The 13,655-nt window shown below is 66.2% G+C and carries 12 protein-coding genes; 2 read left to right on the top strand and 10 right to left on the bottom strand.

Annotation, left to right across the window (positions count from 1 at the left end; all coding sequences use genetic code 11):
- Nucleotide 1: 1 nt before the first annotated feature.
- The 5 genes from lptB to MRBLMU1_RS31520 are packed head-to-tail and all read right to left on the bottom strand — an operon-like array spanning nt 2 to nt 3,501.
- Nucleotides 2-754, bottom strand: a complete 753-nt coding sequence (lptB, locus tag MRBLMU1_RS31540) for an LPS export ABC transporter ATP-binding protein (RefSeq protein ID WP_315219209.1) — start codon at nt 752-754, stop codon at nt 2-4.
- A 2-nt stretch (nt 755-756) separates the two neighbouring features.
- Entirely contained in the window at nt 757-1,335 is a 579-nt protein-coding gene (gene lptA, locus MRBLMU1_RS31535) for a lipopolysaccharide transport periplasmic protein LptA (protein WP_363510959.1), read from the bottom strand.
- 31 nt (nt 1,336-1,366) lie between these two features.
- Complete coding sequence (gene lptC, locus MRBLMU1_RS31530) at nt 1,367-1,960, bottom strand: LPS export ABC transporter periplasmic protein LptC (protein WP_363510359.1); 594 nt, start codon at nt 1,958-1,960, stop codon at nt 1,367-1,369.
- 12 nt (nt 1,961-1,972) lie between these two features.
- Nucleotides 1,973-2,503 (bottom strand): KdsC family phosphatase, encoded by a 531-nt coding sequence (locus MRBLMU1_RS31525; RefSeq protein WP_363510356.1) that lies wholly within the window; start codon nt 2,501-2,503, stop codon nt 1,973-1,975.
- Nucleotides 2,503-3,501, bottom strand: coding sequence for a KpsF/GutQ family sugar-phosphate isomerase (locus MRBLMU1_RS31520; RefSeq protein WP_363510353.1), 999 nt, complete (start codon nt 3,499-3,501; stop codon nt 2,503-2,505). Before MRBLMU1_RS31520 ends, MRBLMU1_RS31525 begins: the two co-directional genes overlap by 1 nt.
- Before the next feature lie 128 nt (nt 3,502-3,629).
- On the opposite strand from MRBLMU1_RS31520, the gene MRBLMU1_RS31515 reads away from it, so the two are divergent.
- Nucleotides 3,630-5,612, top strand: a complete 1,983-nt coding sequence (locus MRBLMU1_RS31515) for a cation:proton antiporter (RefSeq protein WP_363510350.1) — start codon at nt 3,630-3,632, stop codon at nt 5,610-5,612.
- A gap of 28 nt (nt 5,613-5,640) precedes the next feature.
- On the opposite strand, the gene MRBLMU1_RS31510 is transcribed toward MRBLMU1_RS31515, so the two are convergent.
- The 5 genes from MRBLMU1_RS31510 to MRBLMU1_RS31490 all read right to left on the bottom strand — a co-directional run bounded on the left by MRBLMU1_RS31510 (nt 5,641) and on the right by MRBLMU1_RS31490 (nt 12,126).
- Entirely contained in the window at nt 5,641-6,201 is a 561-nt protein-coding gene (locus tag MRBLMU1_RS31510) for a hypothetical protein (protein WP_363510348.1), read from the bottom strand.
- A gap of 80 nt (nt 6,202-6,281) precedes the next feature.
- On the bottom strand, nt 6,282-8,153 hold the full coding sequence (locus MRBLMU1_RS31505; protein ID WP_363510346.1) for a DUF6055 domain-containing protein: 1,872 nt from the start codon (nt 8,151-8,153) through the stop codon (nt 6,282-6,284).
- Nucleotides 8,154-8,287: 134 nt separating this feature from the next.
- The gene (locus tag MRBLMU1_RS31500) at nt 8,288-9,478 is read right to left on the bottom strand and encodes a GGDEF domain-containing protein (RefSeq protein WP_363510343.1); all 1,191 of its coding nucleotides are present in this window, start codon (nt 9,476-9,478) and stop codon (nt 8,288-8,290) included.
- Between the two features lie 90 nt (nt 9,479-9,568).
- Nucleotides 9,569-10,420 carry an MOSC domain-containing protein gene (locus MRBLMU1_RS31495; RefSeq protein WP_363510340.1) on the bottom strand — a complete coding sequence of 284 codons (852 nt, stop codon included), beginning with the start codon at nt 10,418-10,420 and terminating at the stop codon, nt 9,569-9,571.
- A 101-nt stretch (nt 10,421-10,521) separates the two neighbouring features.
- The gene (locus MRBLMU1_RS31490; protein WP_363510337.1) at nt 10,522-12,126 is read right to left on the bottom strand and encodes an NYN domain-containing protein; all 1,605 of its coding nucleotides are present in this window, start codon (nt 12,124-12,126) and stop codon (nt 10,522-10,524) included.
- A gap of 206 nt (nt 12,127-12,332) precedes the next feature.
- On the opposite strand from MRBLMU1_RS31490, the gene MRBLMU1_RS31485 reads away from it, so the two are divergent.
- Nucleotides 12,333-13,562: a glycosyltransferase gene (locus MRBLMU1_RS31485; protein WP_363510335.1), complete on the top strand. Its 1,230-nt coding sequence runs from the start codon at nt 12,333-12,335 to the stop codon at nt 13,560-13,562.
- Nucleotides 13,563-13,655: the final 93 nt, after the last annotated feature.

Genomic DNA, 13,655 nt, shown 5'->3' with positions numbered 1-13,655 from the left:
TTTACATCCGGAAGTGTTCACCCAGGTACACGCGGCGGACCGACTCGTCGGCGATGATGTCGTCCGGCCGGCCTGAAGCCAGAACCGAGCCCTGGTTGATGATATATGCGCGGTCGCAAATGCCCAGCGTCTCGCGCACATTGTGATCGGTAATGAGGACGCCGATATTGCGTTCCTTGAGGAAGCGCACGATGCGCTGGATCTCAATGACGGCAATCGGGTCGACCCCGGCGAAAGGTTCGTCAAGCAGCACGAAGCGCGGGTTGGTGGCCAGCGCGCGGGCGATCTCCACGCGGCGGCGTTCGCCGCCGGACAGCGACAGCGCCTGGTTTTCGCGCAGCTTTTCGATTTGCAAATCGGCCAGCAGGGTATTGAGCCGTTCATCAATGGCAGCCTTGGATAAAGGCTTGCCGTCCACTTTCTGGATTTCGAGGACGGCGCGGATATTCTCTTCCACGGTCAGCTTGCGGAACACCGAAGCCTCCTGTGGCAGGTAGGACAGGCCGAGCGAGGCCCGGCGGTGGATCGGCAGCGAGGAGATGTCGACGCCGCTGATGTCGATGGTGCCGGCGTCCGACGGCACCAGGCCGACGATCATGTAGAACGAGGTGGTCTTGCCGGCGCCGTTGGGGCCGAGCAGGCCGACCACTTCGCCGCATTCGACCTGCAGCGAGACGTCATGCACGACCTGGCGCTTGCCGTAGGTCTTTTGCAGGCCGCGCACGATCAGGGTGCTACCGCATGTTGGCTCCATGCTTATTTCCCCGCCGCTGGATTGGTGGCGGGAGCGGGCGCGGGCGCCTGCTTGTTCGACGGCTGGATCACCATGGTGCTGCGGCCGCCGCCCGGTTTGCTTTCGCCGGTGGCGGTGTTTTTCACGGCGAAGAATTCGCGCCGGCTGTCATAGGAGATGAACTCGCCGTCGACCTGGCTGGCGTTCTTGCTGCCCTCCAGCTTCTTGATCTGCGCCTTCGAGAACAGCTTGACCAGCTCGGTCTTGCCGTCGTATTCGATGCGGTCGGCGCGGCCCTCGACCCACTGGTCGCCGGCGCCGTCGAGCTTTTGGCGGAACGTCGCCTGCACGCCCGGCGCGCCGGTCAGCACCACGAGCTGGTAGCCTTCCGGATCTTCGGTGACCACCGCCTTCGGCGACTTCATCAGCAAAGTGCCGCGGGTCAGCACGACGTTGCCGGTGAAGGTCTTGATCTGCTTGACGTCGTCGGCGTCGAGGTTGTCGAAGGAAATCTCGGTCGGCTTGTTGGAGTCGGCTTTTTCGGCGTGGGCCGCGCCCATGGCGGCCAGTAGCAGCGCGGCCGACAGTATCAGTTTCTTCATCATCGTGTCCTTCATATCGGTGTCTCTTGTATTAGCGCGGCGCCTTCGGCGGCATCGTGATCGTTCCGCGTCCGCCCAGCTGCAGCTGGCGCGTCGCGTTATTGGTTTTCATGCCGGTGCCGCTGGAAGTCATGTTACCCAGCTTCATCTGCACCGGCGCCTTGGTTTCCATCCGTTCCTCGTCCGGGAACACGGTCAGGGTGCTGGTCTGCAGGTGCATCGCCTCGGCCTTCGGCGAGGCCGGCCGCACCACGTCGACGTTGCCGTTGAGCGTGACACGCGTGTTGTTCTGGTCGACCCGCGCGGTATCGGCGTGGATCGTCATCGGCGGCTGCTGGCCCGACAGGCTGTTGAGGAACGGCTTGTCGATATCGGACGAGTCGTCGATCGGCCGGTGGGTCAGCTTGTCGCCGGAAACGATATACGCCGGCCTGCCCTCCTTGGTCATGCGCACCAGGCTGAAGCGGTCGATGATGTAGTCCGGCTCGTTGAGGAACTGGTCCGCCTGCTGCTCCTGGCCGGACTGGTTGACCACTTGCACCAGCCAAAAGCTGCCGACGGCGACAAACACGCCGATGATCATCGTCAAGGTCAGCTGCCAGCGATGTGCTGTTCTTTTACGCATGATTACACTCCATCACACCATGAACTGCGCCAGCACGCGCTCGTACGTGCCCTGCGCGTGCAACAGCAGTTCGCACACTTCGCGCACGGCGCCGCGTCCGCCCTGCGCCACCGTGGTGTGGTGCGCGCGCTCGAGCACCTCCTTGCGTCCGCCCGGCACCGCCACCGCGAAGCCGACCCGCGTCAAGATCGGCAGGTCGACGATGTCGTCGCCGATGAAGCCGACCTGCTCGGCCGTCAGCCCGGTCTTTTCCAGCAGCGCGTTGAACGGCGTCAGCTTGTCGTGGCCGCCCTGGTGCAGGAAGCCGATGCCGAGGTCGGCGGCGCGCTTGACCACCTGCGGCGACACGCGCGCGCTGATGATGGCCGTCTGCACGCCGGATTCCTGCAGCAGCTTGATGCCCAGGCCGTCGTACACGTTGAAGGTCTTCAGGGCCTCGCCGTCGGCGCCGTAATGCAGGCTGCCGTCGGTCAGCACGCCGTCGACGTCGAAGATCATCAGCTTGACGCGCGCGGCGCGTTCCACATAAGTCAGCTCGGTCATCAAATCACCTTTGCGCGGGTCAGGTCGTGGATGTGCAGCGCGCCGACCAGCTTGCCCTCGGCGTCGGTCACCAGCATCTGGTTGATGCGGTACTGCTCCATCACGGCCACGGCGTCGACCGCCAGTTTCTCCGGCGAAATGCTGCGCGGATTCGGGTGCATGACGTCGCGGATCACCACCTTGGTGAAGTCCTGGACCTTCTCGATCATGCGGCGCAGGTCGCCGTCGGTGAACACGCCGATCGGCTTGCCGTCGGCGTCGACGATGGCGGTCATGCCCATGCCTTTTTGCGTGATCTCCAGCAGCGCGTCCGTCAGTTTCACGTCGGCGCCGACTTTCGGTACATCGTCGCCGCTGCGCATGACGTCGCGCACGTGCGTCAACAGGCGCCGGCCCAACGCGCCGCCCGGATGGGAACGCGCGAAATCCTCCTCGCGGAAGCCGCGCAGGTCCAGCAGCGCCACGGCCAGCGCGTCGCCCAGCGCCAGGGTGACCGTGGTCGACGTCGTCGGCGCCAGGTTCATCGGGCAGGCTTCCTTGGCCACGGCCACGTTCAGGTGGACGTCGGCGATCACGGCCAGGCTCGAGCCGGGCTTGCCGGTCATCGCGATGACCTTGCTGCCCATGCGCTTGACCACCGGCAAAATCGTCATCAGTTCGGCGCTCTCGCCCGAATACGAAATGGCGATGAAGGCGTCGTCGGCGGTGACCATGCCGAGGTCGCCGTGGGCCGCCTCGGCCGGGTGCACGAACAGCGCCGGCGTGCCGGTCGAGGCCAGGGTCGCGGCGATCTTGCGGGCGATGTGGCCGGACTTGCCGATGCCGGACACCACCACCCTGCCCTTGCAATTTAGCAACAGTGCGATGGCGCGCACCACGCTGTCGTCGTCGCCCAGGCGGGCGTTGAGCGCGGCGATGGCGTCGGCCTCGTTTTGCAACGTTTCACGAGCCAGCCGCAAGGCGTGCGCGGCCATTTTTGCGTCGAAAGCTTTCAGCATTGTTTTTTCATGGGTTACACTCATACCCAAGTATAGCCGAATTGAGAAAGCAAAAAACTTGCCAGTCAAAACATAACGCCCGGCCCCGGCGACAAACAACTAAATATTATTCTACTGGCTATGTTGAAATGACGTTTTCACCCCTGGAATTAACCCTGATACTGCTCGGCAGCGCCGTGTTGGGCGTGGTGGCGTTCCGCATGATGCACCTGCCGCCCATGCTCGGCTACCTGGTCGTCGGCATCCTGATCGGCCCCCACGCGCTGGGCCTGGCCGAGCAAAGCGAGGCGACCCACGGACTGGCCGAGTTCGGCGTCGTGTTCCTGATGTTCTCCATCGGCCTCGAATTCTCGCTACCCAAGCTGATGGCCATGCGCGGCATCGTCTTCGGCCTCGGCATGGCGCAGGTGGTGTTCACCATCGCCGCCACCATGCTGTTCGGCTGGGCCATCGCCACCCAGCTGCCCCCCTCCATCCAGATCAGCTGGCAGGCCTCGTTCGCGCTGGGCGGCGCGCTGGCGATGTCGTCGACCGCCATCGTGGTCAAGATGCTGACCGAGCGGCTCGAGCTCGAAAGCGAACACGGTCGCAAGATCATCGGTATCCTGCTGTTCCAGGATCTGGCCGTGGTGCCGCTGCTGATCCTGATCCCGTCGCTGGGCCAGCGCCCCGACGCGCTGGTCGAGACCTTGGCCTGGGCCGGCCTCAAGGCCGTCATCGTGCTGGCGCTGCTGCTGTTCGTCGGCCACCGGCTGATGCGCGGCTGGTTCACCATCGTCGTCAAGCGCCGCTCGCAGGAGCTGTTCATGCTCAACCTGCTGCTGATCACCTTGGGCGCGGCCTGGATCACCGAGCGCGCCGGCCTGTCGCTCGCGCTGGGCGCCTTCGTGGCCGGCATGCTCATTTCCGAGACCGAATACAAGCACCAGGTGGAGGAGGACATCAAGCCCTTCCGCGACGTGCTGCTGGGGCTGTTCTTCATCACCATCGGCATGCTGCTCAACGTCCGCCTGGTGCTGGAGAACTGGTGGCTGGTGCTGGTGTTGCTGGGCGGCCCGGTGCTGCTCAAGTTCGCGCTGATCGCCGGCCTGGCCAAGCTGTTCGGCTCGTCCGACGGCGTCTCGATCCGCACCGGCCTGGCGCTGGCGCAGGCCGGCGAGTTCGGCTTCGTGCTCCTGAACCTGGCCGGCGGCAGCAAGCTGATGGACCCGTTCATCATCCAGGTGGTGCTGGCGTCGATGGTGCTGTCGATGCTGGTGGCGCCGTTCATCATCGCCAAATCGGACCAGATCGTCATGAAGGTGTCGAGCAACGAGTGGATGATGCAATCGTTGGCGCTGACCAAGATCGCCAGCCGCACCATGTCCACCAGCAAGCACGTGATCGTCGCCGGGTTCGGGCGCAGCGGCCAGAGCCTGGCGACCCTGCTGAGCGAGGAAAACATCGAATACCACGCGCTCGACCTCGACCCGGAGCGGGTGCAGGAGGCGCAGGCGGCAGGACGGCAAGTGTCGTACGGGGACGCCGCGCGCCGCGAGAGCCTGGTCGCGGCCGGCATCTACCGCGCCAGCGCGGTGGTGATCACCTACGCCAGCACGCCGTCGGCGCTCAAGGTGCTGCACCTGGTGCATGAACTGGCGCCAACCTTGCCGGTGATCGTGCGTTCGTACGACGACACCGACCTGGACCGGCTGAAGGCGGCCGGCGCCGCCGAGGTGGTGCCGGAACTGATGGAGGGCAGCCTGATGCTGGCCTCGCACGCGCTGGTGATGCTGGGCGTGCCGTTGCGGCGCGTGGTGCACCGGGTGCAGGCCGCGCGCGAGGAACGCTACGCGTCGCTGCGCGGCTACTTCCGCGGCGTCAGCGACGCCGGCGAGGACGCCGACCTGGAGCGGCTGCACTCGGTCACCCTGGACGGCGGCGCCACCGCCGTCGGCCGCCCGCTGCGCGAGATCGACATGGCCGGATCCGGCGCCGAGGTGACCACCATCCGGCGCGGCAAGGCGCGGCTCGACGCCGGGCCGGACACGGTGCTCGAGGCCGGCGACGTGGTGGTGGTGCGCGGCGGAGCCGACGCCGTCACGCGCGCGGAAAACCGCCTGCTGCGCTAGCGCGGAACGGCCCGGTCCCGGCCCGCCGTCACGGCTTTTCGCAGCTGGCGATGGCGGTCGTTTCCACCGGTGCCTTTTGATCCGGCTCGGTCACGTCGTAGACGTCCTGGGTGCAGGTGCCGTTGGCGAAATTGAACATCACCAGATACTTGTGCAGCGGCTGCGGCGTGAACCGGGCGGTCAGCGGCCCGCACGAGCCGTGGCTGCGGAAGCCGGGGCTCGAATCGCTCCAGCTCGAATAACCGCGGATCTGCAGCGGCTTTTCCGCCTTCACCACCGTGTCGATCTGCGGATAAGCGCCCAGCAGGCGGTTGCTGCGCTCCACCGTCTTGTAGACGAATCCCAACAGCTTCTGGCGCAGCAGGTCGGCCGCGAACACCTTGCCGATCGGCTCCAACCCCTTGCACGATTCGGACTCCGTGCTCGTGGCGAACTGGACGATCATGCCGGCGCCGTCCGATTTGTAGACGATGGACGCGCTGTCCGGCGGGAACGGCACGCTCACCGCCTGGGCGGCGGCGTTGGACGACCACGGCAGCGCGCAACACAGCGCGGCGCCGAGGAAGAGTGCGCGGGAAGATTTTTTCATGACATGCCTGTTGTGAAAGAGTTGCCAACAAGCATATCATTTATTTCTATGTGGCAACAACAGTATCGTGCGGCCCCGGGTCAGGGCCGCCAGATCAGGGTGGCCCTGGGGTTGATGTCGGTGGCCGAACCCACGGTCGAGCCGGCGTCCACGAAACCGGAGCGGTTGCCCGCGCCCAGGTTCAAGCCGGCGCCACGGTACTCGACGTCGCCGTACAGGTTCACCGTGCCCGAGGCGCCCTGGTTCGGCTCGAAGAAGCCGAGCGGATAGAAGCTGGTGCGCACCTGGGCCGAGCCCGACACATTGAAGCTGTTGTTGCCCCAGTCGCTGCCGGTCACGCCGACCACGCTCAGGCCGCCCACCGTGCCGCCCGTGACGGCGCCATTGGCGATGACGGCCTGGTCCTCGATGCGCGCCGTGCCGCTGGCCCGGCCGCCGGGCAGGATGGTGGCGTAGGGGCCGACATACACGGTGGACGGTGTGCCGGACGGCGCGCAGCCGGCGCCGTTGGCGTGGCGCGCGGTGCCCGCCGGGCAGGCGTCGCGCTGGCCGTTCTGGAAACCCTGGGGCCAGGCGTTGGCCAGCTCGATCATGTACGGATAACGCCAGATCGTGTTGTAGTCCTGGTCCCAGACGATGGTCTTGAAGGCCGACGGCGTGGCCGCCACCACCATGAACAGGGGCTCGCCGGGATTGACGGCGAACGTCAGGTCGGCGCTCAAGCCCTTCTGCAACGCGCTGCGGCGCGCCGACGTGAACTGCGTGTTGGTCGCCACCAGCGCCCAGCGGAAGTCCGCGTCCGAGCCCGACTGGTTGACGCCACGGAACTTGACCGTCACCGTCGTCGCGCCGGCGACGGGGTACAGCCGCACGACGTTGTAGCCGAAGCGCTGCGGCGCGCCGTAAAACGGCGCAGCGAAGCGGCGGTTGGCCGCCCAGTTGCCGTCCAGCGCCTCCAGCGGCATCAACCTGCGCATGCGCTCGGCCTTGTCGGCCGAAGTGATGTTGCCGTAATTGTTGCGGAAGGCGGCCGGCGTCGCCTTGTAGTCCCACACCACGTTGTGCGTGGCCCAGTCGCCGATGAAGTCGTTAAGCTGGGCGACGCTCCAGCCGCGCGAGCTCTGGATGTTGGTGAAGGGGTCGGCACCCCGGGTGGTCCAAATCTGCGTGACCGCCTCGGCGCCGTGCTTGTCCTTCAAGTATTCCATGAACTGCCAGTTGCAGTAGCGGTCACGCGACGAACCGAGGTACAGATGCGGCGCGTTGGGCAGCATCTCGGAGCAATGCACCTCGTTCTGATACTCGGGCAGCTGGTGCGGCGTGAAGTTCGCATGGCTCTCGAAGATCCAGCCGCAGGTGTTGGACTGGTTGCAGGCCATGCCGCCGTTGTAGTTGCTCCACGACTGCCAGCCGTGCGTGAACTCGTGGGTCAGGCCCCAGCGGTCCTTGAGCGCCGCCGGCGCGATCCACATGCCCATGTGCAGCGCCCCCTGGTTGTCCACCCAGGCGCCGCCGGTCAGCCCCCAGCCGGAATGGATGTGGATCGCCGGCTTGATCTTGTCGGCCCGGTTGAAGAATGGTTCGGGCATGAACAGGTTGGCGTTGAACAGGTTCTGCCAGACGGTGTTCTCCAGCGTGTCGGCGGCCAGGTTGAGGTCGGCGGCGGACAGCGTCTCGTCCGAGTAGAAGGCGAAGTGGGCCGATTCCTTGACCAGCCTGAAGCTGGATTGCTCGGGATTGGGTCCGCCGGCGCGCCATGTGCCGGGCGTGACGGCAGGTCCCCGCACCGTCGCCGGCCCCCAGGCGGTGGCGGTCGTGCCCTGGTCGACGACCTGGGCCGATGCCGTCGTCAACGGCACGACAGCGCCGAACGCGGCGACCAGCACTAAACGTTGCAGCAATGTGGACAACGGCGCGGGCGGGGCGCCGGCACCTGTTGGGCGGATCGTCATGGGTTCATCTCCTGTTGTGAGTGTATGCATCACCAGCGATTGAGCTACCAATAGTCATTTGGCAACCCAATACTAGTTACACCAGGAGGTTTCCGCAAGTAAACTTTAAGGGAATTGCAATATTGCCACAACTATCATTCGGAAAGGCGCTCGGGGGTGGCCGGCGGCACGCTGACCACGCGGTTGCGGCCCGCCTCCTTGGCCACGTACAGCAAGGTGTCGGCCTGGGCGATCCAGTCGCGCGCCACGGCGGCCGGGTCGCCCTCGGCGTCGCCGGGATTGAGGCAGGCGACGCCGATCGACACCGTCACCGACAGTTGCAGCGCCGGCGACAGCGCGATCATCGTGCCGGCCACGCTCGACCGGATGCGCTCGGCCACGAAGGCGGCGCTCTCCAGGTTGGCGTCGATCAGCAGCACCACGAACTCCTCGCCGCCGAAGCGGGCCAGCGCGTCCGAGGCGCGCAACTCGTTCTTGATGCGGGTGGCCACCTCGCGCAGCACCTCGTCGCCGCCGCCGTGACCGACGGTGTCGTTGACGCGCTTGAAGTGGTCGATGTCGATGTACATGAACGAGATCGGATACGACTGGCGCCGCGCGCGGGCGATCTCCTCGAGCAGCCGGCGGTCGATGTAGCGGCGGTTGTAGACGCCGGTCAGCGAGTCGGTCAGGCCGATGTACTTGAGCATCTCGTTGCTGATGACGTTTTCCAGGCAGATGGCGATGATCGACGCCATGTGCTCGATGAAGTCGGTGCCCAGGCTGGGGGTGAAACGGGTCGGATCGCGGCTGCCCAGGTTCAGGCTGCCGATGACCCTTTTGTTACGCAGCAGCGGCACCAGCGCCACACTTTGCAGCCCGGCCGGCGCGTTCGGGAACGGCCGCGCGTGGCGCCGCGCGTCGTACATGCCCAACAGCGGCTTGGGCGGCGGCGCGCCCGGGCCGCGCTGGCCCAGGTCGAAACCGAGGCCGTCGAGCTCCTCGACGAAGATCAGGTCGGGAAAATCGGCGAACACCACGTCGAGCTTGAGCATGACCTCGCGGATGTCGGCGCCCTCGTCGACCAGGGTCAGGGTCACGCTGTCGAGCTCGGAGATCACCGGCAGCACGCTGAAGATGGTGCCGACTAGCTCGGGGAAATTGGCCGCGCCGACGATGTTCAGGTCGAACGCCTGGTGGCGCGTCATGATCGAGTGGTTGCGTTCGGCCTGTTCCAGCAGGTAAGCCATGCGTGCCCGCAAAGCCTGGTTTTCGGCCGCCAGATCGTTCGCGCGCGCGGCGTGGTCGGTCGGCGTCGTTACTTTGCCAGTTGCGGTTTGCGTCATAGTTGCCCTTACTGTTCACCCGGTTTCATGTCATTGCAACATTACGCCAAGTTGTGCCGCTTGGGAATGCCCCCGGGCCGTCCAAGTGCATTAAAACGCCAGTGTAACGACGATTTCCTGGCCGACGCGCACGCGTTGGCCGTCGCCGGTGATCAGGATGCTGTTCATGCCGAAGCACACCGCGCCGTCGAGCTCGGGCTTGGCGCGGTAGCCCTGCATGATATCGAGCGGGTTGGGGCCGAACACGCCGGTGGCCTGGTCGATCGACGGCATCGGGCAGCGCGGGCACGGTTTGACCGGTTTGAGCAGCGCGTCGCCCATCTGGAACGACTCGGCGTAATCCTCCTCGAAGGCTTCGATGCCGCCGATGACGAGGTTGGGCCGGAAGCGGTTCATCGGGATCGCCTCGCGGCCGGCGCGGCACAGCTTGTCGTTGAGGTCGTCCAGCGACGACTGGCCCACGACCAGGATCGGATAGCCGTCCGAGAACAAGGTGGTGGCCGGCACGCCCTTGGTCCAGGTCTCGCTGACGGCGCGGGTGGCGTTGGCGTGGAAGCGCGCCAGGCGGCACGGCACGCCGATTGCCTTGGTGAACCATTCGGCCGTCAGGTCGTCGCAGTCGTAAGCGAGGATGGTGTGGTCCCAGATTTGCGTGGACAGGGTCGGCGCCAGGTCGGGATCGGGCAGGCCGAGCGGAATTTCCAGGCGCAGCATGCCGGGCGCGCGCAGCTCCAGCGTGTTGGCTTTCAGCGTAGGAGTGATGAGCGCCATGCGCGGGTGCTCGCGTTGCGTCATGCACACGCCGTCCTCGTCGACGACCATCCATTCGCGGTCGTAGATCTGCTCGGTCATCAACCCCGCCGTGGTCAGCGTGGCGTCCTGCAAGGCCACGCCGGCGCAGGATTTGATCGGATACAGCGTGAGGGCGGAAAGGATGGGCATGAGGCGGCTACCTTTATGGGCGGCATCCGCCGCGCTGGTTAATAAGATCGTAACGTTGTCATTATACGATCCGCAGCCGCCCCTTGCCCGGTCCTACTCGTTTACTCGTTGGACTCGGCGACGGCCTTGGGCGCGCGTGGCTTGCGCGGCGCGCGCGGCTTGGCGGGCTTGGCCGGGGCGGCTTCGGCCTCGGCCGCCACCGGCGCCGCTTCCACGGCGATCGCGACCGGCTCGGCAGCGGTGGCGGCGCGCCCCTTGCCGCCTTTGCCGCCCTTGGCCGGCTTGCCCTCCTCGGGCTGCGGCTTGGCCGCGGCCTTGACCTTGCGCGCCGGCGGCTTGGCGCCGCTTTTCTTTTTCACCGGGACCGGCGCGACCGCTTCCGCCGGCGCGGCCTGGACCACTTCATCGTACGCCTCGGCAACCGACGATGAAGCCGGCAGGCCGGCCGCCATCTCGGTCATTTCCGTAACAACAGGCGCCTCGGCGGCGGCCACGCCGCCCTGGCCCTGGCGCTCGCCCTGCTTGCGGCCGCCACGATTGCCGCGTCCACGGCCGCGACCGCGGTCCGATTCCGGCTGGGCCGATGGCTGCGCTTCCGGCTCGTCGGACTGGTCGGACGCTGGTTCCGGCGCGGTCTGCCACGCGGCATAGGCCTCCACCACCGGCGCGGCCTCGTCCGCGTCGTCGGCGTTCTGGTCGTCGGCGTCCTGTCCCGCGCGCGCCTGCTGCGCCAGCCGCTCGGCCTGGCGTTCGGCGAAGCGTTCGGCGGCGGTGCGGCCGCGGCCGCGGCTGCGGCGCGATTCCTGCTTGCCGCCTTCCTGCGCCTCGGCCCCGGCGTTGTCGGACGCCTGCGTTTCGCCCGCGCCCTGCATCGCGCCGTTGGACGAGCCGCTGCTGCGGTAGACGTAGGCGCCGGATTTCTCATCGCGGCCGAACTCGAGCAGGCCGCGCGCCTTGCATTCCTCGATCAGGTTGCCGAAGGTGCGGAAGCCATAATAGGATTCGCTGAAGTCCGGCTTGCGGCGCTTGATCGCCTCCTTCAGCACGGAGGCCCAGATCTTGCCGCTGTCGCCGCGTTCGAGCACCAGCGCCTCGAAGGTGTTGACGGCGATTTCCACCGCCTGGTTGCGGCGCTTGTCCATCTCTTCGCGGCGGCCGCGCTCCTCTTCCGGCGAACGCTTGACGGCCGGCTTGTTGGCCTCGCCGGCGTCGCGCTTGGCGCGGCGGCTCTCGCGCACCAGGTCGTCGTAGAAAATGAATTCATCGCAGTTGGCCACCAGCAGGTCGGAGGTCGACTGCTTGACGCCGACGCCGATCACCTTCTTGGCGTTTTCGCGCAGCTTCGACACCAGCGGCGAAAAATCGGAATCGCCCGAGATGATGACGAAGGTGTCGACGTGCGACTTGGTGTAGCACAAGTCGAGCGCGTCGACGACCATGCGGATGTCGGCCGAATTCTTGCCCGACTGGCGCACGTGCGGGATCTCGATCAGCTCGAAGTTGGCCTCGTGCATAGGCGCCTTGAACGCCTTGTAGCGGTCCCAGTCGCAATACGCCTTCTTGACCACGATGCTGCCCTTGAGCAGCAAACGCTCCAGCACCGGCTTGATGTCGAACTTGTCGTAATTGGCGTCGCGCACACCGAGCGCCACGTTTTCAAAATCGCAGAACAGCGCCATGCTGACGTTATCGTTGGAAGAAGCCATGAAGAGTAATTTTTTTCTAGTGAGGGAATGAGGCGGGTGCGGAACGCAAACGCGGCGGCCCGGCGAGCGGATAATGCAACGATTATACCCAACAACGGGCGGCGCACGGCGAACCGCGCGGGCGACCGGACGGGTCACAGTGATTGGCGGCAATGTATACTGGCAATCATATCGACAGCCGGCTGTTCCCACATAGAGGTCACGTCTTGCAAGCACGCCACAAATATCTGTTCATCCACCAGAATTTCCCCGGCCAGTTCCGGCATCTGGCGCCGGCGCTGGCGGCGCAGGGACACGAGGTGGTCGGCCTCGGCATGTGCGAGCCGGCGGTCGCCACACCCGGCGTGCGCTACGTGCGCCATGCGGTCGACGGGCCGGCCGACCGCGCGGCGGCGCCGCCGCAATGGCAGGACTTGCACGGCAAGGTGCTGCGCGGCGAGTCGGCCGCCGCCGCGCTGCAAACGCTCAAGGACCAGGGTTTCGCGCCGGACGTGGTCTTCGTCCATCCGGGCTGGGGCGAGGCCTTGTTCGTCAAGGACGTGTTCCCCGAGGCCAAACTGCTGATCTACGCCGAATACTACTACCAGGCCGAGGGCGGCGACTCGTTCTTCGATCCCGAGTTCTCGCGGCCGGGCGCTGCGGCGGCGCAGCGGCTCAGGCTGCGCAACACCCATCTGCTGCACGCGATGTCGGCGGCCGACGGCGCCTTGTCGCCGACCACGTTCCAGCGCGACCGCCATCCGGACTGGTTCCGCGAGCGCATCACGGTGATCCACGACGGCATCGACACCGGGCGCTTCCGGCCCGATGCCCGCGCTTCGGTGCAACTGCGCTCGGCCGGCCTGACCTTGCGGGCCGGCGACGAGGTGGTGGTGTTCGTGGCGCGCCAGTTGGAACCGTATCGGGGCTATCACATCTTCATGCGCGCGCTGCCGGAACTGCTCAGGCGCCGGCCCAACGCGCGCGTGGTCATCGTCGGCGGCGACGGCGTCAGCTACGGCGCCCGCCCGCCCACGGGCCAGACCTGGAAGCAGATTTTCCGCGACGAGGTGGCCGACCACATCGATGGCGACCGCGTGCATTTCGTCGGCAAGGTGCCGCACGCGGTGCTGACGCAATTGATGCAGGTGGCGGCGGTGTACACCTATCTGACCTATCCGTTCGTGCTGTCGTGGTCGCTGATGGAGGCGATGAGCTGCGGCTGCCTGATCGTCGCCTCGGACACGGCGCCGGTGCGCGAAATGATCGAACACGGCCGCAATGGCCTGCTGGTCGACTTCTTCGACCACGAGGCGCTGGCGGCCACCGTGGCCGACGCGCTGGAGCGGCGCGACAGCCTGCAAGGGCTGCGCGACGCGGCGCGGCAAACAGTCGTCGAGCGCTACGACCTGCAGCGGCGGTGCCTGCCGGCACTGCTGGATTTCGTGCGGGCTTGAGCGACCTCTCACCGGCCAATGCACGCGTCTCGACGACTCGTGCATTGGCCGCTTAAGCTGCGCTCTTAAGTCCTCCGGCAGGAGGACGCTCTT

Origin of the sequence: Burkholderia sp. LMU1-1-1.1, from assembly GCF_040675865.1 — a bacterium.
Lineage (GTDB): Bacteria > Pseudomonadota > Gammaproteobacteria > Burkholderiales > Burkholderiaceae_D > Rugamonas.
The sequence above is the reverse complement of the archived record's forward strand: the minus strand, read 5'-3'. Positions and strand labels throughout refer to the sequence as shown.